The organism is Gordonia sp. NPDC003424, assembly GCF_053588655.1.
Genome location: NZ_JBSFQJ010000001.1, coordinates 408,152 through 433,997, shown reverse-complemented (window position 1 = coordinate 433,997; position 25,846 = coordinate 408,152). Strand labels below are relative to the sequence as shown.

Genomic DNA, 25,846 nt, shown 5'->3' with positions numbered 1-25,846 from the left:
GATATGTTGGTACCCATGAGCAGCGGGGCAGGCCAGGCGGATGTGCGTCCACACGCCCGCGGCGAATGGCGGGACTACGGCGAATCGGAGCTTCCGGTGCCGTTGGCCGCCGCGCTGGCGGCGTTCGCCGAACAGGGGTATCACGGGACGTCGGTGCGTGAGATCGCCGCGCGGGCGAACCTCTCGGTACCCGGCCTCTATCACCACTACCCGTCCAAGCAATCCCTGCTGCAGGGGCTGCTCGAACGGACCATGACCGACCTGTTGGACCGCTCGGCACGCGCCATCGCCGAAGCCGGCGATCAGCCGGTCGACCAGTTCGACGCGGTCGTCGAGTCACTGCTGCGATTCCACATGTATCGCCGCGAGCAGGCGTTTGTCGGGTCGACCGAGATACGCAGCCTCGACGACGGGTACCGGCAGACCTACATCGGGCATCGTGACCGACAGCAGCACATGGTCGACGAGATCGTGTTCGCCGGCGTCGAGGCGGGCGATTTCACCACGCGCTATCCCAAGGACGCCGCGCGGGCCGTCGCCACGATGTGCGTCGGCGTGTCCACCTGGTACAAGCTCGACGGCGAACTCGACGCCGACGAATTGATCTCCCGCAACCTGCAGTTCGCGCGGGACATCGTGGGGTATCGCAGCACGTCGGCATGACCTGACCCCGCGCATGGCTCGGCCGATGTGCACGTGCAGGAGCCTCGGGTGACTTGACCGCGTGGCGCACCTCTGGCATTGTGACGCCTGCCGAGCGATCGCTCGGTCGGCCCGATGACTGAGGAGATGCCGATGCCCGTGGACCTGCGATACGCCCCCGAGGTCGACGACCTCGTCGAGAAGACGCGTCAGTTTGTCCGCGACCAGGTGCTGCCGGTGGAGAACGAACACCTCGGCGACATCACCGCGGCCGGTGGCGACGACCTCCGGCGTGAACTGAACGCCAAGGCCAAGGCCGAGGGTATCTTCGCGCCGCACGCGCCTGTCGAGTTCGGCGGCCTGGGCCTGAACATGTCCGACCGCGCGCCGGTGTTCGCGGCCGCCGGGTACTCCACCTTCGGTCCGATCGCCCTGCACATCGGTGCGCCCGACGAGGGCAACGTCCACATGCTGGCCCACATCGCCAGTGACGAACAGAAACACAAGTACCTCGCCCCGCTCGCGGCAGGCGACGTGCGCTCGGCATTCGCGATGACCGAACCGTCGCCCGGCGCCGGTTCCGACCCGAATGCGCTCAACACGATGGCCGCCAAGGTCGACGGCGGATGGAAGATCAACGGGCAGAAGCGATTCATCACCGGTGCCGATGGGGCCGGTTTCTACATCATCATGGCCCGCACCGCCGGCGCACCCGGCGACCGTGGTGGCGCGACGATGTTCCTCGCACCCGCGGACACGCCCGGCATCTCGGTGGACCGGCACATCGCCACCACCGACCGCGCGATGATCGGCGGGCACTGCGAGGTCAGCTTCACCGACGTGTTCGTGCCCGACGAGGACATCCTGGGCGAAGTCGACCAGGGCTATCGGTATGCGCAGGTGCGACTCGGACCGGCCCGGATGACGCACGTGATGCGCTGGTTCGGCTCCGCGCAACGGTGCCACGACGTCGCCGTCGACTATGTCGCCCAGCGGGAAGGCTTCGGCGGCAAGCTCGGTGACCTCGGCATGATCCAGCAGATGGTCGCCGACAACGAGATCGACCTCGCGGCGAGTATGGCGCTGCTGGTGAAGGCCTGTTACGAACTCGATCAGGGCAATCACGCCTCCAACGAGACCTCCATCGCGAAAACCTTTGCTGCCGAGGCCTACACGCGCATCGCCGACCGCAGCATCCAGATGTGCGGCGGCCTGGGGGTGTCCGACGACCTGCCCCTGGCGAGACTGCAGCGCGAACTGCGGCCGTTCCGGATCTACGACGGTCCGTCCGAGGTGCATCGCTGGGCGATCGCCCGCCGAGCGATCGGCCGCGCGACCAAGGCGCTCGCGGCAAAGGCCAACGGATGACCGGGCATCCCGCGCTGCCCACCGATGTGCTGCGGAAGTTCCTGGTGGACAACGGGGTTGCCGTGGCCGGCGACCTCCGGATCGACCTGATCAGCGGTGGCAAGTCCAACCTGACATTCAGTGTCCGAGATGACAAGTCGCACTGGGTGGTTCGACGGCCCCCGACCAGCGGCCTCACCCCGTCGGCGCATGACATGAACCGCGAGTGGGCGGTCACCAGCGGACTGCAGAAGACCGACGTGCCGGTCGCGACGACGGTCGCGATCGACCCCGACGGCGAGGTGCTCGGCGCCCCGTTCACCGTCGTCGACTTCGTCGACGGCCGGGTGATCCGCACTCGTGATGACCTGAATATGTTGTCAGACAACGAGATCGAGCGGAACGTCGATGGCCTGATCGACACCCTCACCCGGCTGCACGCCGTCGACTACGACGCGGTCGGGCTGGGAGAGTTCGGCCGGCCGGATGGCTTCGCGGCGCGGCAGGTGAAGCTCTGGGCACGGCAGTGGGGGCTGGTCAAGTCCCGCGAACTCGATGACGTCGACCGGCTGGTGGCCGCATTGAGTGACCGTGTGCCGACTCACTCGCGCAACACCATCGTGCACGGCGACTACCGCGTGGACAACACGATCATCTCCGCCGACGACGCCGGAGTTGTTCGGGCCGTGGTGGATTGGGAACTGTCCACCCTGGGTGACCCACTCACCGACGTCGCGCTGATGTGCGTGTACCGCAGTCCGGGGTTCGACACCGTCGTCGGCTTCGACGCCGCATGGACCAGCGATCGCTACCCGTCGGCCGACGATCTCGCACAGCGGTACGCGACGCGCGCCGAGGCGGACCTAGGCGACTGGGACTTCTATCTCGCGTTGGCCAACCTGAAGCTCGGCGTGATCGCCGAGGGGATCGCCCACCGGGCACGGTCCGGTGCGACCTCCGACGGGTCCGAGCGCGCCGCCGAGGCGACGGCCGAATTCATCGCCGCCGGACTTACTCAACTCAAGGGGGACAAACACCATGTCGGATAACAAGGTTGCGCTCGTCACGGGCGCCTCGCGCGGTATCGGTGCGGCGATCGCCGCTCGGTTCGCCGCCGATGGCTGGGATCTCACACTGAGCTCACGCGGACGGGAGGCCCTCGAGCAGCGGGCGACCGAGCTGCGTGACCTCGGCGCCGGCCGGGTGGAGGTGATCCCGGCCGACATGACCGACACCGACGCCGTCGCCGACCTCGGTGCCGCCCACACAGAAGCGTTCGGCCGATGCGACGCACTCGTCATCAATGCCGGGATGGGGCAGAAGGGGGCGATCGCCGACCTTCCGGTACGTCGCTTCGACCGTCTGTATCACGTGAATGTCCGTGCACCGTATGTGCTTCTGCAATCGCTGCTGCCGGTTCTGCGGTCCACGGCCGCCGAGGCGGGCGCCGCCAAGGTCATCGCGATCGCCTCGATCACCGGCGTCTATCCGGAGCCCGAGCTGGCCGCCTACGGCGCCACCAAGGCCGCGCTGATCTCGTTGTGCGAGACGTTCAACCTGGAGGAGTCCGAAGGCGGGGTCAGCGCGACGACGATCGCGCCGGGATACGTCGACACCGACATGTCCGACTGGCTGAAGGATCAGATCCCCGGCGACGAGATGATCCGGGTCTCCGACGTGGCGACGATCGTGCACTCGGTGACGCAGCTGTCGCGGTATGCGGTGCTGCCGAATGTGGTGCTCACCCGACCCGGTAGCAACCTGCACCGGGCCTGAGGGGTTTCGACTCGCCCTCGCCTGGCGGCGAGGGCGGGGGCGGGGGCGGCCCGAGAGTCAGCGATAGGTGGCCAGGCCGCCTTCTCGGTCGGCGAGGTGTGCGTGCTCGTTGAACGAGACCACCGACACGCCGCTGCGTCCGACCACCAGTTTGGAGACCGACGCGTTGACCATCGTGCGGGAGAGTGCGGGCCAACGCTGGTCGGGGATGTCCCACAGCTGCGCGAGCCACTGGGTGATGGTGCCGGCCGACGAGACCACCACGACGGTTTCGCCGGAGCCCGCGAGTTGCCGGGCGCGCTGTGCCGCAGCGCTCACCCGATCGGCGAATCCCCGGTAGGTTTCGCCGCCCGCCTCGTGGTGCGCCGCGGTGTCCGCGATCCATTCGCCGATGCCCGCATCGAGAAGCTGCTGATAGCTGCGGCCGTCGCGATACTGGTCGACGGTCGCGTTCCCGACCAGTGCGGGAAGCGCGTACTCGTTCCAGTCGGGGTCCACCGTCGGTGCGGGCGCGCCCTCGATCTGTCCGAGAACGGCCGCCAACGTCTGCGTCTGCCGGGGCAGATCCCCGCTGAGGGCGGCCGTCACGGTACCGGTCAGGCTCGAGAGCAGCGCGCCGGTGAGTTTGGCCTGCATGACGCCCGTGTCGGTGAGGCCGCCGGGACCGTTCGGTGCCGACACCGTGTCGTCGTTGATGCCATACGCATTGGGGTCGGCTTGTCCGTGCCGGACCAGATAGATCACACCCATGGCTGCCAGCCTATGGGTCCGTACGGCCGGCGATGAGTTCGGGCCGTGCGCGCGGTCGGTATTGCCGAGGGGTGCAGCGCAGGAGGAGGAGGAGGAGTGCCCGAGGTGTCGATGATGATGTTCGTCAACCTGCCCGTCGCCGACGTGGCCAGGTCCCGGGACTTCTTCGTGCAACTGGGGTTTCGGTTCGACCCGCTGTTCTGCGATTCGGGGACGCTGTGCATGACCGTCAACGACGGCTGCCGGGTGATGCTGCACCGGGCGACGCGGTTCGCCGGATACGCGGCGGCTACCGTCGCCGATCCGGCACACGGACGCGAAACGGTCGTCGCGGTGTCCGCGTCCTCGCGAGCCGAGGTGGACCAACGTACCGACGCCGCGCTGGCGTTGGGTGCGACCCCGCTGCGCGATCCAGAGGATCTCGGCTTCGCCTACTGCCGCAGCTTCTCCGACCTCGACGGCCACGCCTGGGAGGTGGTCTGGATGGACCCCGCGGCACTCCTCGGGGGTCGCTGCAACGATCGGTGACCGGTCGGCAGATCAGTGATAAGGGCTCGGCGCGGTCCGGGCAGGCGCGTCGTACGGGGTGGCGGGCAGCCCGAAGCGAGCGAAATCCTCCTCCATCGTGGCGCTGAAGAACGCGACGACGTGTGCGACGCCGGACGGATCGAGGTCGAGCACCTGGAGTTGGAAGGGGCGGTGCACGCCGTCGGAGGGCTCGCGCATGTAGAGGCCGAATGCGGGCTGGCCGTTGGCGACGGTGGGGAGCAGGATCTGATCGCCGTCCTTCTCGGCGGGGCAGTTGCCACGGATCAACGTGCCGATCGATTCCGGGCCCTGATACCAACCGGTGAACGGCGGCATCTCCCAGATGGCCTTGTCGGTGAACAGGTCGACGATGGCGTCGACGTCGTAGCGTTCGAATGCCGACACGTACCGCGCGAGTAGTTCCCGCTGTGCCTCGTCGTCCAGTTGCGTCGCGGAATTCTCCTGCGGTGCAGCGTTCTTCAGTTGTTCTCGGGCGCGCTGCAACAGGCTGTTGACGGTGGCGGTCGTCACCCCGAGAGTGTCGGCGACCTCGGCGGCCTTCCACTGCAGCACATCACGCAGGATCAATACCGCGCGCTGGCGCTCGGGCAGATACTGCAGCGCGGCGATGAAGGCGAGCCGGATCGACTCGCGCGCCCCCACCACGTAGGCGGGGTCCGCGTCGTCACCCGGTGCGATCTCGTCGACGGTGCCGGAAAACGGCTCGAGCCAAGGGACTTCGTGATTCTGCAGCAGATCGTCGGTCGGGTCGAACGCGTCGCCGCCGAGCCCGGACGGCAACGGCCGCCGCTGACGACTCTGCAGCGCGGTGAGGCACGTGTTGGTGGCGATCTTGTGCAGCCACGTGCGCATCGATGCCCGTCGATCGAAACCGGCGTACCCGCGCCACGCACGAAGGTAGGTCTCCTGCAACAGATCTTCGGCGTCGTGGTGCGAGCCCATCATCCGATAACAGTGGGCGAGGAGTTCGCGTCGATACGGCTCGGCGACTTCGAGAAACTCGGCATCGGCTGTGGAGGTGGTGGCCGTCATGTGTTCCAGGTTACTGGACCTCACCGACACGATCAGCCCCTCGAAATGGGGTTGTGGCGCGCCGCCGTCGGTCGGTCGAATGAGTCGTGAACCCCATCGCGTGGGCGGCGGAACCTAACGGGCGGTGGCTGCGTCAGATCAGTATCCGACCCGCCACCGAATGAGCGAGGCGGACGTCGACCCGCGATTCTGAGGGGTATCGCCGGGTTGACGCCGGCCGCGTCGGCGGGGCATCGGTGAGACGGGGGCGGACTCGGCGGTCCGGGATCGGTTTCCGGACCGCCGAGCCCGGCACTGACCCGACTACCGGGCTCCACGCGCCCGGCTCCAAGCGCCCGGCTCCACGTGCCGGGGCTCCACGCGCCGGGGCTCCACGCGCCACGCGCCGCGCTCCACGCGCCGGGGCTCGAGACGCTCGGCTCGAGCCGCCCGGGGCTCCCGACTCCCAGACTCCTTGCGCCGAGGCTCCGCAGCCGGTTTGAATCACGCTGCGTCCAACCCGTTCGGAAATCCGGTCGGCGACCTATTCTCGCCGGTGAGCGCCCATATCAGGGCGATGAGCGACGGTGTGACGCCGCTCCCGAAAGGGTTGCGGTCACCGATCGCGCGTTGCTAGGTTGTTCGCCATGACGAGCTCGGAGCCCTACGTCCCAGAGGTCACCTATGTGATGACCGCGCTGGGCTGTCGGCTGCCGTTTGCTCGCGTTCTGTGTTGTCGCCGAATGCGCTGAACAGCCCTTCGCCCCGGACCGCTTCCGGTCCAGCCCCGCTGTCGTCTGCGGTGAGCACGCGTGTTGAGACGCGGACTTGTCGCGGATGTGGCACATTCGACGAGGACACACATGACCGCCACGCTCGACCACCAGATCACCTCTCCTGCACCCGTTCGACCGCAGGCGCGCCGACCCGTCGGTGCGCGTGCCCGTCGCCCACTCGTCTACGGCACGCCGCGGAAGGGAGCAACCACGATTCACGTCGCCACTCCGCAGCTGCAGCTGTCCACCAAGCCTGCCGCCCTGGTTCTGCGGACGGCCCGACTGTCCGGGCCGGTGTTCCGCGACGACGCCGCCGAACACACCGGGCTGAGTATCTCCACCGTCAACCGCCAGGTCGGTGCCCTGCTCAAGGCCGGGTTGATCCGTGAGCGCGCCGACCTGGCGCCGGCCGGCGCCATCGGCCGTCCGCGACTGCCGTTCGAACTGAACGTCACCGATTTCCTGACCCTCGGCATCCACATCGGCTACAAGGTCACCTCGATCACCACGCACGACCTCCTGCATCGGGTCGTGGGGGCCATCCAGATCCCCACCCCCGAGGGCGACTCCCCGGAGCAGACCCTTTCCGCGATCGGCGTGAGCGCCAGGCGTTTCGCCGGTCGCTGGGCCGGGCGCCGCGTCCTGTGGGCCGGCGTCGCCGTCGGTGGGCGGGTCGCGCCCGGCGGGCACGTCGACCATCCGCGGCTCGGCTGGAAGGCGGCCCCGGTGGGGCGCGTCATCGCCGAGACCGTCGGCCTGCCGGTGTCCGTGGCCTCGCACGTGGAGGCGATGGCCGCCGCCGAACTGGTGGTGAACCCGGACCAGAAGAAGTCCAGCTTCCTCTACTTCTACGCGCGTGAAATGGTGGGCATCGCCTTCAGCGTCGACGGCATGGTGCACACGCCGAGCGCCGGCCCGCCGGTGATCGGACACTTCCCGACCGGTGTGACGACCCTGCTCGACCCGCAACGGACGGGTCGGCTCGAGGCGGCCACGAGCGACACGGGCGTGGTGGAAGCCGCCTCGGCGCTCGGCCTTTCGGTCACCGATATCGAAGGTGTGCACGACCGTGCCCGCGCCGGCGACGCGACGGCACGGGCGTTGCTCGAGGAGCGCGCCGAGGTGCTCGGCCGCACCGTCGGGCTCATCGCCGACATCTTCAACCCCGATCACATAGTGCTGGGAGGTCAGGCGTTCACCGACTTCCCGGCCACCCTGCCCACCGTCGCGAAGGCCGTCAAGGCGACCTCGGTGGTGCCCAATCGCGATGTGCGCGTATCGCATTCGGGAACCACGGTGCAGCAGCAGGCGGCCGGTGCGGTGTCGTTGGACGCCATCTACTCAGACCCGCTGGAAGCGTTGTCGTTCACGGCGTGACGGGGCGGGCTGGGGTCTCAGTCCGTCGTGCGCTTGGTGTAGGCGCGCAACGCGAACGGCGCGAAGATGACCGTGAGCGCGACCGCCCAGATCAGCGTGGCGATCACCGGGTGCAGCAGCGGCCACGGCGAACCGGGCGGGGCGGCGGGGCCGTTGCCCCAGAGCACGCGCATCGCCTGCACCAGCGCCGACACCGGATTCCACTCGGCGATCATGCGCAGCCAGGTGGGCATCGGTGCGGTGGGCACGAACGCGTTCGACAGGAACGTGATGGGGAACAGGGTGCTGAACATGAACCCGTTGACCGCCTCCACCGACCGCAGCCACGAGCCGATGAGGATGCCGAACCAGATCATCCCGAAGCCGAACAGCAGCACCAGCGCGAACGCCAGCACCGCGTCCCAGAACCCGTTGTGGATGCGCCACCCGATGGCCAGACCCGTCAGCGCCATCACCACGATGCCGATGGACGAATGCAGCAGGCTCGCGATGCTGCGCCCGATCAACACCGACGAACGGGAGATAGGTAGCGACCGGAAACGGTCGATGATGCCCTTCTCCAGGTCGGCGGTGATGCCGGTGGCCACGATGAACGCGGTGAACACGATGGTCTGCCCCATGATGCCGGGCAGCAGGAACTCCTTGTACGACACGTCGCCGGTGTTGGTGATCGACGCGCCGAACACGTAGGCGAACAGCAGCACGAACATGATCGGCTGGATCGTCACGTCCGAGAGCATCTCGGGCATGCGCTTGGTGTGGATCATGTTGCGTTTCACCATGATCCAGGACTGCTGAAGAACCGAGGTCTGGTGGATTGCGGGGCGTTGCGACACCGTGTCGTCGCTGCGGACCGTGGTGGTCATGCGGACTTCTCCTCATCGGTGATCGTGGTGTCCTCGGCGCGATGGCCGGTCAGGGACAGGAAGACGTCGTCGAGGCTGGGGCGGGCGAGCCCGAGGTCGTCGATGGCGATGCCGCTCTCGTCGAACCAGGCGGCGACGCGGTTCAGGTCGTGCAGGCCATTGGCCGGGGAGGTCAGCCGTCGTGCGCCGTGATCGACGAACACCTCGGTGCCGGTCTTGCGGAGCAGGGCTTCGGCCTCCGGGATGTCATCGGCGTCGGACACGGTCAGCACCAGGCTTGCCGCACCCGCCTGCTCTTTCAGCTGGAGCGGGGTGCCGTGCGCGATGATGGTGCCCTTGTCGATGACGACGATGTCGTCAGCGAGTTGATCGGCCTCTTCCAGATACTGGGTGGTCAGCAGCAATGTCGTGCCGCCGGAGACCAGATCGCGCAACACCACCCACAACTCGGAGCGGCTGCGTGGATCGAGGCCGGTGGTCGGCTCGTCGAGGAACAGGACCGGTGGTGCCGCGAGCAGGCTCACGGCGAGGTCCAGCCGTCGACGCATGCCGCCGGAGTAGGACTTGACCTGCCGGTTGGCGGCGTCGGTCAGCGAGAACTGGTCCAGCAGTTCGTCGCCGCGGCGATTGAGTTCCCGTCGGCCGATGCCGTAGAGGCCGCCGATCATCCGAAGGTTCTCCCGGCCCGTGAGGATCTCGTCGACCGTGGCCGCCTGTCCGGTGAGGCCCATGTTGCGCCGCACCATCTCCGGGTTCTCGGACACGTCGTAGCCGGCGATGCGGGCGGTACCGCTGGTGGGCGGCGACAGCGTCGTCATCATCCGGACGATGGTCGTCTTCCCGGCGCCGTTGGGGCCGAGCAGTCCGAGGACCGAGCCCTCGGGCACGGTGAAGCTCACCCCGTCGACGGCGGTGAAATCACCGAATCTCTTGACCAGGTCGATGGCTTCGATGGCGATATCTGAGCTCATGTTTCTCCACGCTATCGATGGGGTCGGACAATTGGCGAACGATTTTCGCCCCGGCCGCCGCGAGGCCGCCGACGTACCGGTAGACCGGGGTGACCGCCGGAACTCATCGGCCGGTTTCGGCGAATTGTCCGATTTTCTCATCGACCACCGTAGAAGCTCAACACGCCTTGAAGTCAACCGGCCATCCGTGGACCGCAGGCGCGGACATTCTGGGGCAGAAACCACGAGATTGCGGATATTGTGAGCCTGGTGGGAGAGATCCGGATTCGGGAGGCAGCCACGTTGCTCGGTGTCAGCGACGACACGGTTCGGCGATGGACGACCGCCGGGGTGCTCGATGCCACGACCGACGACCGAGGCGTGATGACGGTGGATGGAGCGCAACTCGCCGGGCTGGCCCGAGATCGGGCCGGCGATCAACCCGACGACGGCTCGGGGGTGCTCCGCTCCGCACGCAACAACTTCCCGGGACTGGTCACCGAGGTGATCGCCGACGGAGTCATGGCTCAGGTGACGCTGCAGTGCGGCCCGTTCGAGGTCACCTCGTTGATGAGTGCGCAATCGGCACGCGAACTCGGTCTGGAGCCGGGGTCGGTGGCCACAGCGGTGGTGAAGGCCACCACCGTGATCGTCGAGAAGAAGCGAGACGGATAGTGAAGAGAATTCTGTTGGTGGTCGGTGTCTCGGCGCTCGTTGCCGCGGCCGCGGGGTGCTCGTCGTCGGATGACTCGACGACGGCCACGTCGTCGTCTGCCGCGCCCGCGACCACTCTCAACGTGTTCGCCGCGGCGTCACTGAAGAAGACGTTCACCGCCATCGCGGACGAGTTCGAGAAGGGTCATCCCGGGGTGACGGTCAAGACTTCGTTCGACGGGTCGTCGACGCTGGTGACACAGATCAAGCAGGGTGCGCCCGCGGATGTGTTCGCCAGCGCCGACGAGAACAACATGACGAAGCTCGGCGATCAGGCCGTGGACCCGAAGATCTTCGCGACCAACACCCTGGTGATCGTCACCGCTCCCGGCAACCCGAAGGGTGTCAACTCGTTTGCCGATCTGAACAAGCCCGGTGTGACCACGGTGGTGTGCCAGCCCGCGCAACCGTGCGGCAACGCCACCGCCACTGTCGAGAAGAACACCGGGGTGACGTTGAATCCGGCATCCGAGGAGCAGTCGGTCACAGCGGTGCTGACCAAAGTGACCACCGGACAGGCGGACGCCGGGGTCGTCTACGTCACCGACGCGAAGGGAGCAGGCGACAAGGTCACCACCGTCACCGATCCGGCGTTCGCCGAGGTGGTCAACAAGTATCCGATCGCGACGGTGCAGGGATCGGCCAATGAGGCGGTCGGCAAGGAGTTCGTCGAGGCGGTTCTCAGCCCCGCCGGGCAACAGATCCTCGCGGACGCGGGCTTCGGGAAGCCTTGATCCCACGGCGATCCGGCGCGAGCGGAGTGCCGGCGTGGCTGTACGTACCGGCCGCGTTCGGGATCGCGCTCATCGTCCTGCCGCCGATCGCCCTGCTGGCCAAGACCCCGTGGGACACCTTTCTCGAGCAGGTCACGTCTGAATCGTCGCGACAGGCATTGCTGTTGTCGCTCAAGACCGCCGGCATGAGCACCCTGATGTGCGTGGCATTGGGTGTCCCGATGGCGGTGGTGTTCGCGCGCCACGACGGGTTCGCGACGCGTGTCCTGCGATCGCTGGTGTTGCTGCCGCTCGTGCTGCCGCCCGTGGTGGGCGGCATCGCACTGCTGTACACCTTCGGCCGCCTCGGGCTCGTCGGCGCACACCTGCGAGCGATCGGCATCGACATCGCCTTCACCACGACGGCGGTGATCCTGGCGCAAACCTTTGTGGCGCTGCCGTTTCTGGTCATCAGCGTGGAGGGCGCCCTCCGCGTGGCGGGGACACGCTACGAGGAGGTCGCCGCGACGTTGGGTGCCGGACCGTCGCGGACGCTGTGGCGGGTGACGATACCGCTCATCGTTCCGTCGCTGCTGGCCGGTGTGGTGCTGGCCTTCGCCCGCGCCATGGGCGAATTCGGTGCCACCATCACGTTCGCCGGAAACTCTCCGGGGGTCACGCAGACTGCGCCGCTCGCGATCTACGTTGCCGAGATCGACGATCCCACCGCCGCGATCCCGCTGTCGCTGGTGTTGGTGTTCGTGTCACTCTTCGTGGTGGTCGGGGTGCATGCGCGCCCCGGTGGCCGGCGACAGGCGGCGCTGTGAGTCTGCAGGTGGTGGCCGACAGCCGGATTCCGTTGCTGGATCTCGACGAGAGCTTCTCGCCGGGTACCACGACCGCCGTGGTGGGACCCAACGGTGCGGGAAAGAGCACGCTCCTGCGGCTGATTGCCGGTCTGCTCCACTCCGGTGGTCGCACCCGGGTCACCGTCGGCGACGAGGTGTTGTGCGACAGGCATACTCGCGTCCCGGCACACCGCCGCGGGGTGTCGTTGCTCTCGCAGGAGGCGCGACTCTTCCCGCATCTCTCGGTCCGTGCGAATGTCGCGTTTGCGCCGGCCGCGCAGCATCTCTCGCGATCGGAGGTGACCGAGCGGGTCGACCGCTGGCTGGCCGTGACGGAGGTGACCGAACTCGCCGACCGTAAACCCGCCCAGCTGTCCGGGGGTCAGGCGCAACGGGTGGCGCTCGCCCGGGCGCTCGCCGCGGAGCCCCGGATTCTGTTGTTGGACGAACCTTTTCGTGCCCTCGATGTCGATGTCGCGGGACGTCTGCGGGCGTTGCTGCGCGATGTCCTCGCCGATCACACCCGAACGACGATCATGGTCACCCACGACGTCGTCGACGTCGTCACCCTCGCCGATCACGCGCTCGTCATCGACACCGGCCGCGCCGTGGACCGTGGGCCGGTACGTGAGGTGCTGAGCTCGCCCGTCAATTCCTTCGTCGCCCGGCTCGCCGGCCTCAATCTGGTTGCGGGAGTGTGGGATGGGACAGGCGTCGCCTTTGACGGGGTGCATGTCGCCGGCGTGATCGCCGAGCCGATCGCCGACGGCGGACATGCGACAGCGGTGTTCGCGCCGGACGCGGTCGCGGTATTCACCTCACCACCCACCGATGCCAGTTTCCGGAATGTGTTCGGCTGCCGCATCTCCCAGATCGTGCCGAACGGTGACCGGATGCTGGTGCGCGCAGACGTGGCCGGCAACGTGATGAGTGCCGAGGTGACCGGCGCCGCCCTCGCCGATCTCGGGCTGGTGGTGGGGCGAGACGTCTACCTCGCGGTGAAGGCCACCGCGGTGCGGGTGTACTGACGGTTGCGCGTGGTAGTGACGGTGCGGGTGTATCGACAGAGTCGCATGCGAACTCATTCAGTCGTGCGTACGGAGCCGAGGTGGCACCGTCGAGGTGACGTCGCATCCGACCTCGATCCGAGGTCCCGCGACTCGCCCGGCAGGCTGTCAGCCGCCGATGTGGCGGTTGGGTTCCAGCGCTTTGGCTTTCAGTCTCTTGTAGCCGCGGACACTGAGCGTCGGTACCGACTTGAGATAGAAGCGGTCGTCGTCGGCCAGAGTGGCCGCCATCGCATCGTCGACGAGTGTCGTTCCGGGATAGGCGGATCCGGTCAGGCGGGCGGCGATGTTCACCGGTTCGCCGAAGACGTCGCCGAGTCGGCGCAGCACGTTTCCGCGTGCCAATCCGACCCGCAGGGGCGGAATCTCCCGGTCGGTGGACAGCGTGTGCGCCGATAGCGCGGTGAGAGCGGCCGAGCCGGGATCGGCGAAGGTGAACAGGACTGCATCACCAAGGGTTTTGACGACCTGGCCGCCGTGCTCGTGCACGACCTCGTAGGCCCGCTCCTCGAAGTACTCGAGCAGTCGCTCCAACTCGTCGAGGGCGATCCGCCGTGAGAGGCTGGTGTAGCCGACGATGTCGGCGAAACCCACCACCAGGTCGAGGTGCTCGTCGGTGGCCCGCTCGATGTGCTGTTCGAGCGCCAGTGACAGATGCCGCCGCCAGATCAACTGCTGCACCTGCCCGAGTGCGGCGCTCATCTGATCGATCGACCACGGGACGTCCGGGTTCTGGTCGAACTCGCGGATCTGGTCGGCCTGCCAGTCGGCCAGGCGCGCCATCGTCTGGCCGATTGCGCGGGCGGTGGCGATCTGCGCCTCGAGCGGCATGGTGCGCTCGGACTCGGCGAACAGTCGCAGGGCGTCCAACTCCTCCTTGGTGAAGATCTTGTCGGTCCCCGACGAGCGGGCGAAACCGAAAGCGTTCCAGATCTTTTCCGCGAAACGTTCGGAGAGACCCAGCTCCGCGACCACCTCGTCGCGGGTGAAATGAGGCTCGTTCACAGCCCCAACACCCCCTTCATCAGATACGCCATCCGGGCACCGAACTCGGGGCGCGACGTCCCGCGGCGCATCCGGATGGCGTCGTTGACGATCGACAGCGCGGCGTGAACCGCCACCCCCGCTTGTTCGCGCGTGATCTCGGGGTCGGCGGCCATCAGCAGATCCATCCACCGACCGACGTAACGGCGTTGGATGTCGAGCAGATCCGACGCCGTCGCCTGGCCGGCCAGGGCGTAGGCGTTGTTGAAGCCCACCGACAGGTCGGGGGTGGAGGCGATCACGTTGACATATGAATCAACGAGCAGTGCAAGGAGTTTCGCTGGATCTGCGGTGGTGGCATACGCGGCCATCACGCCGGCCTCCAGGCGTGCGGCACTGCGTTGCCCAATGCCGAGCAGGATCGCCAGCTTGGAGCTGAAGTGCTTGTACACACTCGGACCGGTGATGCCCACCGCGGCACCTATGTCGTCGACGCCGACGCCCGCGTATCCGCGTTCGGCGAAGAGTTGCGCTGCAGCGTCGAGTATTTCGTCCCGACGGGTGGCGAGACCGCCCCCGGCCGGGGGAAGCGGGGGGAGCGGCGGTGCCGAGTCCGGGCGCAGCGCGACGATTCTGCGGACGAGCGTGTCGATCTCGGCGAGCCCGCGGGCCGTCGGCATGCGGGTGTTGTGCACCGCCATGCTGCCCGCGACGCTGACGACCGCCCAGGCGAGCTCGACGGCCTCGCGGTCGGTCATGTCGGAGTCCGTCGCGAGCGCGCCGCCCCACCGGTGCATGATCTCTCGCGTGCGGAGCACGACCTCACGGTTCTGATCGTCGGTCAGGTGCTGGCTCGCCCAGCGCCACAGCGTCGTCGACTGGGGTCGCTGCACACCGAGTTTGCAGACGGCGGCGATCAGCGCGGCGGTCGGATCTCCGCCGCTCGACAGTGCGCGGTCGGTACACGACTCCAGGTCGTCGACACCCGCCATCACCGCTGCCTCCAGCAGCGCCTGCTTGTCGTCGAAATGCCGGTACACCGACGGCGCCGTCACACCTGCCGCGCGGGCGATGTCGGCGACGGAGACCTGCGGATATCCGCGTTCGGCGAACAGCGTGGCCGCGAGCTCGGCGAGCTGCCTCTTACGATCGGCCGGGCGTGCGCGGCGGGACGGTTTCGACGATGGCATGGTTAATCGACCATAGCGCATCTTTCGCGGTCGTAAAGCCTTGATGACCACCCGGTATGGCCAAATAAGTTATTCCGCGTTAGCCTTGGCGGGTAACCACACATGGTTCATGCGAAAGGAAGCACTCAACGTGGCTGATCAAGCATTCATCTACGAGGCGATCCGTACGCCCCGTGGCAAGCAGCGCGGCGGCGCGCTGCACAGCGTCAAACCGGTCGATCTGGTTTCCGGGCTGATCAACGAGGTTCTCGCCCGTCACGGCTCCCTCGATCCGGCCGAGGTCAACGACGTCGTCCTCGGTGTGGTGTCGCCGGTGGGTGAGCAGGGTGCGGTCATCTCGCGTACCGCCGCGCTGAACAGCGGGCTGCCCGAGAGCGTCCCCGGTACCCAGATCAACCGTTTCTGCGCCTCCGGTCTCGAGGCCACCAACCTCGCCGCGGCCAAGGTCGCCTCCGGCTTCGACGATCTGGTGCTCGCCGGTGGTGTCGAGTCGATGTCGCGCGTCCCGATGGGTAGCGACGGCGGCGCACTGTTCACCGACCCCGCCACCGCGTACGACAACTACATCGTTCCGCAGGGCATCGGTGCCGACCTGATCGCCACCATGGAGGGCTTCTCCCGCGAGGACGTCGACGCGTTTGCCGCCGAGTCTCAGGATCGTGCCGAGAAGGCTTGGAGCGCAGGTTACTTCGCCAAGTCCGTGGTTCCCGTCCGGGACATCAACGGCGTGATCGTGCTCGACCACGACGAGCACCGTCGTCCGGGTTCGACCGTCGAGTCACTCGGCAAGCTCAAGCCCGCCTTCCAGGCGATGGCCGACATGGCCGGCTTCGACGACGTGGCGCTGCAGAAGTACCACTCGGTGGAGAAGATCAACCACGTCCACACCGGTGGCAACAGCTCCGGCATCGTCGACGGCTCCGGCCTGGTGCTGATCGGCAGTGAAGCGGCCGGCAAGCGCAACGGTCTGACCCCGCGCGGCCGCGTCGTCACCTTCGCCGAGATCGGCTCGGAGCCGACCATCATGCTGACCGGACCCACCCCGGCGACCGAACTGGCGCTGCGCAAGGCCGGCCTGACCGTCGACGACATCGACGTCTTCGAGCTCAACGAGGCGTTCGCGTCCGTCGTCATGAAGTGGATGAAGGATCTGAAGATCCCGCACGAGAAGGTCAACGTCAACGGCGGTGCCATCGCGATGGGCCACCCGCTCGGCGCGACCGGCGCGATGATCTTCGGCACCTGCCTCGACGAACTCGAGCGCACCGGCGGCCGCTACGGCCTGGTCACCCTGTGCATCGGCGGCGGCATGGGCGTCGCGACCATCATCGAGCGTCTCTGACCCGCCACTTCACAGAAAGAATCTTTCAAACACCATGAGTGACAACATGTTCAATTGGGAGAAGGATGCCGACGGCGTCGTCATCCTGACCATGGACGACCCCAACCAGGGCGCCAACACCATGAACGAACTGTTCATGACCTCGCTGCCGGAGATCGTGGAGCGTCTCGAGGCCGAGAAGGACGACATCACCGGTGTCGTGCTCACCTCGGCCAAGAAGACGTTCTTCGCCGGCGGTGACCTCAAGGACATGAGCAGTGATCGTGGCTCGCAGTCCAAGGAAGAGATCGCCACCGCGATCACCGAACGCACCCTGGGCATGAAGAAGGTCATGCGCCGACTCGAGACCCTGGGCAAGCCCGTCGTCGCCGCCATCAACGGCGCCGCTCTGGGCGGTGGCCTGGAGATCGCCCAGCACACCCACTACCGCGTCGTCGCCGACGTCAAGGGCGTGCAGATCGGCTTCCCCGAGGTCACCCTCGGTCTGCTCCCCGGTGGCGGTGGCGTCGTCCGCACGGTGCGCCTCCTCGGTATCCAGAACGCCCTGATGAACGCGCTGCTGCAGGGCCAGCGGTACAACCCGTCCAAGGCCAAGGAAGTCGGCCTGGTCGACGAGGTCGTCGGCTCCGTCGAGGAACTGTTCCCGGCCGCCAAGGCCTGGATCGCCGCCAACCCCGACGCGGCGCAGCCGTGGGACAAGAAGGGCTACAAGATCCCGGGCGGCGCACCGACCAACCCGGCCTTCGCCGCCAACCTCCCGGCGCTGCCGGCCATCCTGCGCAAGCAGATCAAGGGCGCCAACATGCCGGCTCCGCGTGCCATCCTGGCCGCCGCCGTCGAGGGTGCCTACGTCGACGTCGACACCGCCGACATCGTCGAGACCCGCTACTTCGTCTCGCTGCTCACCGGCCAGGTCGCGCAGAACATGATCAAGGCGTTCTTCTTCGACCTGCAGCACATCAACAACGGTGGTTCGCGTCCCGAGGGCATCCCGACGTACACCGCGCAGAAGGTGGGCGTGATCGGTGCGGGCATGATGGGCGCCGCGATCGCGTACGTGTCGGCGAAGGCCGGCATGGAGGTCGTGCTCAAGGACATCGACATCGAGGCCGCCAAGCGTGGCAAGGGCTACTCCGAGAAGCTCGAGGAGAAGGCGCTCGCCAGGGGTAAGACGACCCAGGAGAAGAGTGACGCGCTGCTCGGCCGGATTCATCCGACCACCGACGCCGCCGACTTCGCCGGTGTGGATCTCGTGATCGAGGCCGCGTTCGAGTCGGTCGAGGTGAAGCACAAGGTCTTCGCCGAGATCGAGGACATCGTCGAGCCGAACGCCGTCCTGGGTTCGAACACCTCGACGCTGCCGATCACCATCCTCGCCCAGGGCGTCAAGCGCCAGGAGGACTTCATCGGCATCCACTTCTTCTCGCCGGTCGACAAGATGCCGCTCGTGGAGATCATCCGTGGTGAGAAGACCTCGGACGAGGTGCTCGCCAAGGTCATCGACTACACGCTGCAGATCCGCAAGACCCCGATCGTCGTCAATGACAGCCGCGGCTTCTTCACCAGCCGCGTGATCGGCACCTTCGTCAACGAGGCCATCGCGGCCGTCGGTGAGGGCGTCGACCCCGTCTTCATCGAGCACGCGGGCACCCAGGCCGGTTACCCGGCCGCGCCGCTGCAGCTGATGGACGAGCTGACGCTGACCCTGCCGCAGAAGATCCGTAAGGAGACCGAGGCGGCATTGGCGGCCGAGGGCAAGCAGATCCCCGAGCACGGCAGCAATGCCGTCGTCGACTGGATGGTCGAGAACGGCCGCACCGCCAAGAAGGACGGCAAGGGCTTCTACGACTACGACGAGAACGGCAAGCGCACCGGCCTGTGGCCGGGCATGCGTGAGCACTTCAAGTCGGGCAGCAAGCAGATCCCGTTCGAGGACATGCAGGAGCGGATGCTCTTCGCCGAGGCACTCGAGACCGTGAAGTGCTTCGACGAGGGTGTGCTCACCTCGGTGCCGGACGCCAACATCGGTTCGATCTTCGGGATCGGCTTCCCGGCGTGGACCGGTGGCGTCATCCAGTACATCAACCAGTACGAGGGTGGCGTGGCGGGCTTCGTCGACCGCGCCCGCGACCTGGCGTCGAAGTACGGCAAGCACTTCGAGCCGCCGCAGAGCCTGGTGGACATGGCTGCCAAGGGCGAGAAGTTCTGATCTCGCGCTGAGCCGAGAGGGACAGGCCCCGACCAGATATCTGGTCGGGGCCTGTCCCTCTCTCGTTGCGAATCCGCCTTCTCCTTGCGAATCCGCTGCCCCGTTGCCAATCCGCTCCGCCCATCGAGGGCGCGGATTCCGAATGGAGGCGCACCGACCGGCTAATCGTCGTCGAGTGCCGATGCGTCTGCACCGCCGACGGCCAAGACGAGACGCGAACCGTAGGGCGCCGCCTGCACCAGGCGCAGCTGCGCGAGCGCCGGGTGCGCATCCAACAGCCGACCCGCGTTGGCCAATGCACGCAGCGACGCGGTCTCCGCGCGAGCGGCCTCCAACTGGGCTTGGCCGCGTGCCTTCGCGGTGATCACTTGGAGCGCCGCCAACCGGACCTCCTGCGGGACAACGACATCCTTCACCACGGCATCGCGCACCTCGATACCCACGGTGCTCGCGGCCCGTGCGGCAGCAGCCCGGATGGGCGCGACATCCAGGGAGTCGCCGCGGCGGATCAGCTGGTCGGAGGCGACCGTCGCGCACACCTCGCGCAGCGCGATCTGCGCGGCCAGGTAGACCGCCGCGACCGGATCGACCGCACGCTCGGTGAACGCCACCGCGTCGACGACGATGACCCGTAGGGCCATCGACACACGGACCGCCATCGCGTCGGCGGTGAGCACCTCCTGCAGTGCCACCGGTACCAGTCGCTCACGCATCTCGACGGCGACGTAACGCGCATCCGACCACGCGATGTGCTTGCCGGGCAAGAGTTCTCGCGTCAGCTTTCCGTTGCGGTACTCCAGGACGATCTGGCCGGGGTCGATCGAGAATCGGTTGAACAGGGACATGACGAGCCTCCTTTCCGTTGCCGTGCAGGGCATGTCGTTGTGGTGGTTATTCTGTTGTGCAGCAAGGCAAGACGTCACCCGCGGGCGAGTGGTTCGGTGGGATCATCCGTGCTCGTGCCGATGCGGTGATCGCTGGACCGAGACCGCCCGGAACCCCGGGGGTGCCGCCGATGTTGAGGAGTCGAACCTCGGAACCAGTAGTCCTTGCCTTGGAAGCAGGCGGCGAAAGTCGAACGCGCAGAAACGATCACGGTAACCCGATCTCGTCTGCTCTTCCGTCGCCGACGGAACACTCTGCCACTCGACGAGCGTCGGCCGCAAGCAATTTATCGTCCACCTCGATTCGCTCCTCGATTGTGTGTCCGCTCCTTCGATCGAGGGAGCGGATTGGGATCGAGGGAGCGGATGATCCGCGTGGAACCGGAAGCCGGCCCATCGCGTCCAATTGCCATGACGGGATATCCCAAAGACCGGTATGGCCTCATCCGGCGAGAGACCGCCCTGGCCCGAGGCATCACCGACGATCACAGGCGCGCCGCGGTCCGCGCCGCCGACCTTCGTCGTCTGATCCCCGGCGTCTTCGTCGAGAACGACGATGACTTCGCGGGATCCGACGGCGCCGACGCGCTCTACCGACTGCGGTGCATCGCCATTGCCACTTCCGAACTCACGGGTGAGCGCCCACCGCCGCTGAGCCACGCCTCGGCCGCCGCACTGCACGGCCTCCCACTGCTCAAACCCAACCGTGCGCGCGTCCATGTGACCAATGGACGGAACTCCGGGGGATCGATCCGGACGTACCGCCACATCCATGCCGGAGTTCTCGAACCTCACGAGCGGGTCGAGATCGACGGGATCGCCGTCACCAGCCTGGAACGAACCGCCGTCGACAACGCCCTCGACGGAGACTTCGCCCAAGGTCTGACAGCGTTCGACGGTGCACTGCGCATGGGCGTGTCGCGCACCGTGATGGCGGACATGCTTCAGGCGGGACGGCGCGGCGTCGGTTCCGCGCGGCGGGCGCTCGACCTTGCCGATCCGCTCGCGGAGAGTGTTGGCGAATCGTGGAGTCGCGCACAGATCATCGAGGCCGGCCTGCCGTTCCCGCAGTTGCAGTGTGAGTATCGTTGTGAGGCAAAGACGTACAGGGCGGACTTCGGTTGGCTCGATTTGCTGGTCGGAGAGTTCGACGGCCGGAAGAAATACGGCCGACTGCGCAGACCCGGCGAGAGCGTGGAGGATGCCGTGATCCGCGAGAAGATCCGGGAGGACGCGCTCCGCGCCATGGGACTCATGGTGATTCGCTGGACGTGGGCGGTTCTCGAACGACACGGGCTGGCAGATCTTCTGCGTCCGTGGCTCCTTCGATTCGGACTCATTGCCGCGTAACGCTATTCGCTCCTCGGTTCCGAATCCGCTCCCTCGATCGAAGGAGCGGACTCGGAATGCGGGAGCGGATGAGCGAGATCAGCGCTGACCGGGGTCGGCTGACCGGGATCGGCGCTGACCGGGATCGGCCGACGGGGTCAGCGCGCGAGGAACGCCGCGACCGTCGACTCGAATGCCTCCTTGGCCTCGATCATCACCCAGTGTCCGCACTTGGGGAAGATGTGCAGCTCGGCGTCGGGGATCAGTCGCATCGGCACCATCGCCATATCGGGCGGGCTCACCCGGTCGTCGCGCCCCCAGGTCAGCAGGGTGGGGCAGGAGACCTTGTGCATCATCGCCCAATACGGCGGGTTGTCGGATGCGGCCATGAACTGCTGCTGCATCTCGAAGGCGGCCGACCCGTACATCATCGCGGCGGTCTTCTGGGCGTCGGGATTGATCGCGGCTTCCCAGCGTTCGGTGATGAGCTCGTCGGTGACGAGGCTCTTGTCGTAGACCATCGAGTTCAGCCACCGGACGAGTTTGTCCCTGTCCGGGGCGTCGGTGAACTCCTGCAGCAGACGAAGTCCCTCGCTCGGGCTGGGGCTGAAGACGTTCGGGCCGACTCCGCCGATGGTGACCAGCTTTTCGACGCGGTCCGGCTTCTTGATGGCGAGGTTGATGCCGACGACCCCGCCCATCGAATTGCCGATCATCGGGGACTTCTCGATCCCGAGGGCGTCCATGAATCGGATCACCGACGACCCGGCGGTCAGCACCGGATGGCCTTCGACGGGATCGCTCACACCGAAACCGGGGAACTCCAGCACGTAGCAGTGGTGGGTCAGGGCGAAGAAGTCCAGGTTGCCGCGGTAGTTGCGCCAGCCGGTCACGCCCGGGCCCGAGCCATGGAGCAGGACGAGCGGTGGAGCGTCCGGATCGCCGGCCTCGTGGTATCGCAGGGTGCCCTGGTCGGTGGTCAGTTCGCGCTTGGTTGCGTCGTAGGTGACATCCACGGGTCAAGGGTAGAACGTGTTCTAGTTCGGTGTCACGGGGGTGGTGTGGCGCGTGTGTCGATGCGGGTCTCGATGCGCTCCCTCGCTTGCGCTCGGTCGCTTACTCGACCGGCGGGAGCGGTGGTGTGGCGCGTGTGTCGGCGGGGGTGGTGTGGCGCGTGCGTCGGCGGGGGCGGTGTGGTGCGGGTGTCGGCGGGGGCGGCGGTGGCGCGTGCGTCGGCGGGGCGGTGGTCGCCTTGCTCAGGTTCCGCCGGCGGCATCCTCTTCGCCGAATTGCTCCTCGAGGGTTTCGGGGGAGTAGTCGAGGTCGATGTCGGCGACGGAGCGGCCGCGGGCGGATTCGATCGCGGACAGTCGACGCTGTGCGCGGTCGGCGGCGTAGGCGATGAACTCGTTGTTGTCGAGGCCGAAGGGCTGCTCCTCGAATTGTTCGTTGACCCAATTGATCATGCCCAGCGCGAGTGGCATGAGTTCGTTCATCCGCTCGGTGACGGCATCCCAGAGGGAGTCGTCGGCGGCGACGTGACGACGGCAGGTGAAGGTGCCCCACGCCATGTGCCGGCGTTCGTCGGTGGCGATGAACCGGATGAGGGTCTGCATGCCGGGGAAGATCCCGTGCCGGGAGCACACCGTCTGCCAGGCGTGATATCCGGTGAGGGCGAGGCTGCCCTCGACGACGTGGTTGTAGGTGACGCTGGCGCGGATCTGGTTCAGCGGCGACGGGTCGGTGTCGAGTTGCTGCAGGGAGGCGGGCAACTCCTCGTAGAACAGCTGCCGATAGAAGGGATTCTCGGCGACGAATGCCTGTAGATCGCCGGTGAGACCGACGGCGTCCATCCACATCCGGAACACCTGCGTGTGCTTGGCCTCCTCGAAGCAGAACTGCGTCAGATACATCTCGTCACCGAATCGGCCCTCGGCCGCCATCGCCTTGATGAACGGCTGGATGTCGTGGGTGACCGCTTCCTCGCCTGCGACGAATTGGCTCACGAGGTACGTGGTGCTGCGGCGTTGTTCGTCGGTGAGGTCGAGCCAGTCCTGGCCGTCGCGGCTGAAGTCGATCGCGGTGGGATCCCAGAACCTCCCGTTGCCCTTGACGAACAGGCGGAGCGGAAACGAATCCCAATGCAGCCCCCCGGACCGGAGCGACGCGAAATCCTCGCGGCCGGGTGCCTTGTGTTCGGCAAGGGTCATCTTCGATCACCAGCTAACGATCTTCAGAGGGGGTGCGACCTCTCGAACGCTATCTCGCGTATCAACCGGTCGTACCGAGTTTTCGCATCTCTCAAGATCACGATTTGCCAGATGATGCCGCGGGGCTGTGAACACCGTCTTCGCCGGGATCGGCGTCCGATCGGGACAGCGAACTCGGCCACCACACGCGTTTGCCGATGTCGATCGTGAGCGCCGGAACGAGCAGCGTGCGGACGACAAGGGTGTCCACGAGCACGCCGAACGCGACGAGGAACGCCACCTGCACCAGGAACAGCAGCGGGATGACGGCGAGCGCGGCGAAGGTCGCGGCAAGGACGACACCCGCGGACGTGATGACACCGCCCGTTGCGGTGAGTCCGCGGATCATGCCGTCGCGCGTGCCGCAGGTCTTGGTCTCCTCCCGGACGCGGGTCATCAGGAAGATGTTGTAGTCGATACCCAGGGCCACGAGGAAGACGAATGCGAACAGCGGCACCACCGGGTCGGCGCCGGGGAAGCCGAACGGGCCGTTGAACAGCAGGGCCGCCACGCCGAGGGTCGTCGCGAAGGACAGCACCGTGGTCGACAACAGGATGAGCGGCGCGACGACGGCCCGCAGCAGCAGCATCAGGACGATCAGCACCACGAGCAGCACGACCGGGATGATCAGATTGCGGTCGTGGATGGCCGTCGTGCGGGTGTCCAGGGCGATGGCGGTCGTGCCACCGACCTTGGCGTCCGCGCCCTCGATGGCGTGCACGCTCTCCCGGATTCGCTCCACGGTGTCCTGTGCGGCGAGCGAATCGGCGTTGTCGGTCAGCGTCGCCTGCACGGCGACGTGGCCGTCGGACACCACCGGCGTCCCCGACTTCTCGACGATGTCGGCCGACGCGACCCCGTCGACGGCCCGGACCGCCTCGAGCACCTGCGTGGCCTGCGACTGATCGGCGATCACCCAGGTCGGCGATCCGCTGCCGGCGTCGAAATGCGCCGCCTGGATCTGTGCGCCCTCGACGGAATCCACGGTGTTCACGAAGTAATCGGTCTGGGCGATGCCGTCCGACTTGAACATGGGGGCGAAGGCCGCGCCGATGAGCAGCACCACCAGGGTGACGATCCAGATCAGGCGTGGGCGCGCCGCCACCCGCTCGGCGATCGCGCTCCAGAACCGGTGGGTGGTGCCGGGGCTCTCGTCGTCGGAACTCGCACCGCCCGCTCGCTCACCTGCCGGCGCGGCACGTTTGGGCCGCAAAGGCCAGAATGCGGTGCTCCCCAACAGCGCGAGGGCGGCCGGCAGGAAGGTCATCGACGCGAGGAAGGATGCCGCGATGCCGATCGCGGCGACCGGCCCGAGGCTGCGATTGGAGTTCAGATCCGACAGCAGCAGACACAACACACCGAGGATCACGGTGCCCGCCGACGCCGCGACCGGCTCGATGGTCGCGCGCCACGCGGTGCGGATGGCCGTGTACTTGTCCGAGGTCCGGGTCAGCTCTTCGCGGAACCGGGACACCAGCAGCAGGGCGTAGTCGGTGGCCGCGCCGAACACCAGGATGAACAGAATGCCCTGGCTCTGCCCGTTGAGTTCGAGGACGTCGGTCTTGGCCAGCAGATAGACGATGCCCGACGCGAGCCCCAGAGCGAAGATCGCCGAGATCAGCACCACGAAGGGGAGGATCGGGCTGCGGTAGACGACGATGAGGATCAGGATCACCACGGCGCCCGCGACCAGCAGGAGCAGGCCGTCGATGCCGGCGAAGGCCTCACTGAGGTCGGCGATCTGCCCGGCCGGTCCGGTGACCTTGACCGTCAGGCCATCGGGCGGTGACGCGAGGGCGTCCTTGAGTTTCTCCACGGTGTCGGCGGGTTCGCCCGACGTCGAGATGGGGATGAACATCTCCGCGGCCTTCCCGTCCTTCGACGGAATGGGTGGAGAGAACGCCGGGCCGAATCCCTCGGTCCCCGCCAGCGGCCGGGTGGCGGTCGACAGGTAGTCGAGGTCGGCCGGGGTGATTCCCGACGGTCGCTCGGCGATCACGATGGCCGGGACCGTCGAGGTGTCGGAGAAGTCGCCGAGTATGTCGTTGACCTGCGTGGACTCGGCGGATGCCGGCAGGAAGGCACTGGCATCGTTCGTCGAGACACTCGCGAGCTTCCCGGCGAACGGGCCGGTGAGCCCACCGATCACGATCCATGTGAGGAGCAGCAGCGCGGGGATGAGCCAGCGAGCGCGGGAGCGGGGGGAGGTGGTGCTCGAATCGGATGCTTCGGGCGTCGCCATGAAGCCATCCTTACATGGCGCACCGACATGT

At 67.1% G+C, this 25,846-nt stretch carries 23 protein-coding genes and 1 pseudogene; 14 read left to right on the top strand and 10 right to left on the bottom strand.

Features of this window, described 5'->3' with window-relative positions; genetic code table 11:
* Nucleotides 1–15 precede the first annotated feature (15 nt).
* The 4 genes from ACWDTI_RS01920 (at nucleotide 16) to ACWDTI_RS01905 (ending at nucleotide 3,765) form a co-directional block, all read left to right on the top strand.
* A complete protein-coding gene (locus tag ACWDTI_RS01920) occupies nucleotides 16–663 on the top strand; it encodes a TetR/AcrR family transcriptional regulator (RefSeq protein WP_449736334.1) in 648 nt (215 codons plus the stop codon).
* 132 nt (nucleotides 664–795) lie between these two features.
* On the top strand, nucleotides 796–2,010 hold the full coding sequence (locus ACWDTI_RS01915; RefSeq protein WP_449736333.1) for an acyl-CoA dehydrogenase family protein: 1,215 nt from the start codon (nucleotides 796–798) through the stop codon (nucleotides 2,008–2,010).
* Nucleotides 2,007–3,038, top strand: a complete 1,032-nt coding sequence (locus ACWDTI_RS01910; RefSeq protein ID WP_449736332.1) for a phosphotransferase family protein — start codon at nucleotides 2,007–2,009, stop codon at nucleotides 3,036–3,038. The genes ACWDTI_RS01915 and ACWDTI_RS01910 overlap by 4 nt, the downstream gene beginning before the upstream one ends.
* Nucleotides 3,028–3,765: an SDR family NAD(P)-dependent oxidoreductase gene (locus ACWDTI_RS01905; RefSeq protein ID WP_449736331.1), complete on the top strand. Its 738-nt coding sequence runs from the start codon at nucleotides 3,028–3,030 to the stop codon at nucleotides 3,763–3,765. The genes ACWDTI_RS01910 and ACWDTI_RS01905 overlap by 11 nt, the downstream gene beginning before the upstream one ends.
* A gap of 57 nt (nucleotides 3,766–3,822) precedes the next feature.
* Here ACWDTI_RS01905 and ACWDTI_RS01900 read toward each other — a convergent pair whose 3' ends face one another.
* Complete coding sequence (locus ACWDTI_RS01900; protein WP_449736330.1) at nucleotides 3,823–4,515, bottom strand: histidine phosphatase family protein; 693 nt, start codon at nucleotides 4,513–4,515, stop codon at nucleotides 3,823–3,825.
* Nucleotides 4,516–4,620: 105 nt separating this feature from the next.
* Here ACWDTI_RS01900 and ACWDTI_RS01895 point away from each other — a divergent pair, with 105 nt between their 5' ends.
* Nucleotides 4,621–5,043 carry a VOC family protein gene (locus tag ACWDTI_RS01895; RefSeq protein ID WP_449736502.1) on the top strand — a complete coding sequence of 141 codons (423 nt, stop codon included), beginning with the start codon at nucleotides 4,621–4,623 and terminating at the stop codon, nucleotides 5,041–5,043.
* A gap of 12 nt (nucleotides 5,044–5,055) precedes the next feature.
* Here ACWDTI_RS01895 and ACWDTI_RS01890 read toward each other — a convergent pair whose 3' ends face one another.
* Entirely contained in the window at nucleotides 5,056–6,096 is a 1,041-nt protein-coding gene (locus ACWDTI_RS01890; RefSeq protein WP_449736329.1) for a sigma-70 family RNA polymerase sigma factor, read from the bottom strand.
* Nucleotides 6,097–6,938: 842 nt separating this feature from the next.
* On the opposite strand from ACWDTI_RS01890, the gene ACWDTI_RS01885 reads away from it, so the two are divergent.
* Nucleotides 6,939–8,228, top strand: coding sequence for an ROK family transcriptional regulator (locus ACWDTI_RS01885; protein WP_449736328.1), 1,290 nt, complete (start codon nucleotides 6,939–6,941; stop codon nucleotides 8,226–8,228).
* Between the two features lie 17 nt (nucleotides 8,229–8,245).
* Here the strand turns inward: ACWDTI_RS01885 and ACWDTI_RS01880 are convergent, their stop codons facing one another.
* Both ACWDTI_RS01880 and ACWDTI_RS01875 read right to left on the bottom strand, forming a co-directional pair.
* A complete protein-coding gene (locus ACWDTI_RS01880) occupies nucleotides 8,246–9,094 on the bottom strand; it encodes an ABC transporter permease (protein ID WP_449736327.1) in 849 nt (282 codons plus the stop codon).
* On the bottom strand, nucleotides 9,091–10,065 hold the full coding sequence (locus ACWDTI_RS01875) for an ATP-binding cassette domain-containing protein (protein ID WP_449736326.1): 975 nt from the start codon (nucleotides 10,063–10,065) through the stop codon (nucleotides 9,091–9,093). The genes ACWDTI_RS01880 and ACWDTI_RS01875 overlap by 4 nt, the downstream gene beginning before the upstream one ends.
* Nucleotides 10,066–10,314: 249 nt before the next feature.
* Between ACWDTI_RS01875 and ACWDTI_RS01870 the strand changes: the two genes are divergently transcribed.
* From ACWDTI_RS01870 to ACWDTI_RS01850, 5 genes and pseudogenes are all read left to right on the top strand, one after another.
* The gene (locus tag ACWDTI_RS01870; protein WP_449736325.1) at nucleotides 10,315–10,719 is read left to right on the top strand and encodes a TOBE domain-containing protein; all 405 of its coding nucleotides are present in this window, start codon (nucleotides 10,315–10,317) and stop codon (nucleotides 10,717–10,719) included.
* Nucleotides 10,719–11,492: a molybdate ABC transporter substrate-binding protein gene (gene modA, locus ACWDTI_RS01865; protein WP_449736324.1), complete on the top strand. Its 774-nt coding sequence runs from the start codon at nucleotides 10,719–10,721 to the stop codon at nucleotides 11,490–11,492. Before ACWDTI_RS01870 ends, modA begins: the two co-directional genes overlap by 1 nt.
* A complete protein-coding gene (locus ACWDTI_RS01860; RefSeq protein ID WP_449736323.1) occupies nucleotides 11,489–12,298 on the top strand; it encodes an ABC transporter permease in 810 nt (269 codons plus the stop codon). Before modA ends, ACWDTI_RS01860 begins: the two co-directional genes overlap by 4 nt.
* Nucleotides 12,295–12,762, top strand: a pseudogene (locus ACWDTI_RS01855) (ATP-binding cassette domain-containing protein); the annotation flags it as partial. The gene ACWDTI_RS01860 and the pseudogene ACWDTI_RS01855, both read left to right, overlap by 4 nt.
* A 93-nt stretch (nucleotides 12,763–12,855) precedes the next feature.
* On the top strand, nucleotides 12,856–13,347 hold the full coding sequence (locus ACWDTI_RS01850; RefSeq protein WP_449736501.1) for a TOBE domain-containing protein: 492 nt from the start codon (nucleotides 12,856–12,858) through the stop codon (nucleotides 13,345–13,347).
* Between the two features lie 147 nt (nucleotides 13,348–13,494).
* Here the strand turns inward: ACWDTI_RS01850 and ACWDTI_RS01845 are convergent, their stop codons facing one another.
* Together ACWDTI_RS01845 and ACWDTI_RS01840 are read right to left on the bottom strand one after the other, a co-directional pair.
* A complete protein-coding gene (locus tag ACWDTI_RS01845; RefSeq protein ID WP_449736322.1) occupies nucleotides 13,495–14,391 on the bottom strand; it encodes an adenylate/guanylate cyclase domain-containing protein in 897 nt (298 codons plus the stop codon).
* Nucleotides 14,388–15,560, bottom strand: coding sequence for a TetR/AcrR family transcriptional regulator (locus ACWDTI_RS01840; RefSeq protein WP_449736321.1), 1,173 nt, complete (start codon nucleotides 15,558–15,560; stop codon nucleotides 14,388–14,390). The genes ACWDTI_RS01845 and ACWDTI_RS01840 overlap by 4 nt, the downstream gene beginning before the upstream one ends.
* A gap of 130 nt (nucleotides 15,561–15,690) precedes the next feature.
* Here ACWDTI_RS01840 and ACWDTI_RS01835 point away from each other — a divergent pair, with 130 nt between their 5' ends.
* Together ACWDTI_RS01835 and ACWDTI_RS01830 are read left to right on the top strand one after the other, a co-directional pair.
* Complete coding sequence (locus ACWDTI_RS01835; protein WP_449736320.1) at nucleotides 15,691–16,902, top strand: acetyl-CoA C-acetyltransferase; 1,212 nt, start codon at nucleotides 15,691–15,693, stop codon at nucleotides 16,900–16,902.
* Nucleotides 16,903–16,936: 34 nt separating this feature from the next.
* Nucleotides 16,937–19,111 (top strand): 3-hydroxyacyl-CoA dehydrogenase NAD-binding domain-containing protein, encoded by a 2,175-nt coding sequence (locus ACWDTI_RS01830; protein ID WP_449736319.1) that lies wholly within the window; start codon nucleotides 16,937–16,939, stop codon nucleotides 19,109–19,111.
* A gap of 161 nt (nucleotides 19,112–19,272) precedes the next feature.
* Here the strand turns inward: ACWDTI_RS01830 and ACWDTI_RS01825 are convergent, their stop codons facing one another.
* The gene (locus tag ACWDTI_RS01825) at nucleotides 19,273–19,956 is read right to left on the bottom strand and encodes a slipin family protein (RefSeq protein ID WP_449736318.1); all 684 of its coding nucleotides are present in this window, start codon (nucleotides 19,954–19,956) and stop codon (nucleotides 19,273–19,275) included.
* A 450-nt stretch (nucleotides 19,957–20,406) separates the two neighbouring features.
* Between ACWDTI_RS01825 and ACWDTI_RS01820 the strand changes: the two genes are divergently transcribed.
* Complete coding sequence (locus ACWDTI_RS01820; RefSeq protein ID WP_449736317.1) at nucleotides 20,407–21,345, top strand: hypothetical protein; 939 nt, start codon at nucleotides 20,407–20,409, stop codon at nucleotides 21,343–21,345.
* Nucleotides 21,346–21,482: 137 nt separating this feature from the next.
* Here ACWDTI_RS01820 and ACWDTI_RS01815 read toward each other — a convergent pair whose 3' ends face one another.
* From ACWDTI_RS01815 to ACWDTI_RS01805, 3 genes are all read right to left on the bottom strand, one after another.
* On the bottom strand, nucleotides 21,483–22,340 hold the full coding sequence (locus ACWDTI_RS01815; RefSeq protein ID WP_449736316.1) for an alpha/beta fold hydrolase: 858 nt from the start codon (nucleotides 22,338–22,340) through the stop codon (nucleotides 21,483–21,485).
* 240 nt (nucleotides 22,341–22,580) lie between these two features.
* On the bottom strand, nucleotides 22,581–23,534 hold the full coding sequence (locus ACWDTI_RS01810; RefSeq protein ID WP_449736315.1) for a R2-like ligand-binding oxidase: 954 nt from the start codon (nucleotides 23,532–23,534) through the stop codon (nucleotides 22,581–22,583).
* A gap of 97 nt (nucleotides 23,535–23,631) precedes the next feature.
* Nucleotides 23,632–25,815 carry an MMPL family transporter gene (locus ACWDTI_RS01805; RefSeq protein ID WP_449736314.1) on the bottom strand — a complete coding sequence of 728 codons (2,184 nt, stop codon included), beginning with the start codon at nucleotides 25,813–25,815 and terminating at the stop codon, nucleotides 23,632–23,634.
* Nucleotides 25,816–25,846: the final 31 nt, after the last annotated feature.

Coding starts and splice junctions, on each gene's coding strand:
- ACWDTI_RS01920 (WP_449736334.1), top strand. CDS start 16: ATGAGCAGCGGGGCAGGCCAGGCGGATGTGCGTCCACACGCCCGCGGC.
- ACWDTI_RS01915 (WP_449736333.1), top strand. CDS start 796: ATGCCCGTGGACCTGCGATACGCCCCCGAGGTCGACGACCTCGTCGAG.
- ACWDTI_RS01910 (WP_449736332.1), top strand. CDS start 2,007: ATGACCGGGCATCCCGCGCTGCCCACCGATGTGCTGCGGAAGTTCCTG.
- ACWDTI_RS01905 (WP_449736331.1), top strand. CDS start 3,028: ATGTCGGATAACAAGGTTGCGCTCGTCACGGGCGCCTCGCGCGGTATC.
- ACWDTI_RS01900 (WP_449736330.1), bottom strand. CDS start 4,515: ATGGGTGTGATCTATCTGGTCCGGCACGGACAAGCCGACCCCAATGCG.
- ACWDTI_RS01890 (WP_449736329.1), bottom strand. CDS start 6,096: ATGACGGCCACCACCTCCACAGCCGATGCCGAGTTTCTCGAAGTCGCC.
- ACWDTI_RS01885 (WP_449736328.1), top strand. CDS start 6,939: ATGACCGCCACGCTCGACCACCAGATCACCTCTCCTGCACCCGTTCGA.
- ACWDTI_RS01880 (WP_449736327.1), bottom strand. CDS start 9,094: ATGACCACCACGGTCCGCAGCGACGACACGGTGTCGCAACGCCCCGCA.
- ACWDTI_RS01875 (WP_449736326.1), bottom strand. CDS start 10,065: ATGAGCTCAGATATCGCCATCGAAGCCATCGACCTGGTCAAGAGATTC.
- ACWDTI_RS01850 (WP_449736501.1), top strand. CDS start 12,856: ATGGTCACCCACGACGTCGTCGACGTCGTCACCCTCGCCGATCACGCG.
- ACWDTI_RS01840 (WP_449736321.1), bottom strand. CDS start 15,560: ATGCCATCGTCGAAACCGTCCCGCCGCGCACGCCCGGCCGATCGTAAG.
- ACWDTI_RS01830 (WP_449736319.1), top strand. CDS start 16,937: ATGAGTGACAACATGTTCAATTGGGAGAAGGATGCCGACGGCGTCGTC.
- ACWDTI_RS01825 (WP_449736318.1), bottom strand. CDS start 19,956: ATGTCCCTGTTCAACCGATTCTCGATCGACCCCGGCCAGATCGTCCTG.
- ACWDTI_RS01820 (WP_449736317.1), top strand. CDS start 20,407: ATGACGGGATATCCCAAAGACCGGTATGGCCTCATCCGGCGAGAGACC.
- ACWDTI_RS01810 (WP_449736315.1), bottom strand. CDS start 23,534: ATGACCCTTGCCGAACACAAGGCACCCGGCCGCGAGGATTTCGCGTCG.
- ACWDTI_RS01805 (WP_449736314.1), bottom strand. CDS start 25,815: ATGGCGACGCCCGAAGCATCCGATTCGAGCACCACCTCCCCCCGCTCC.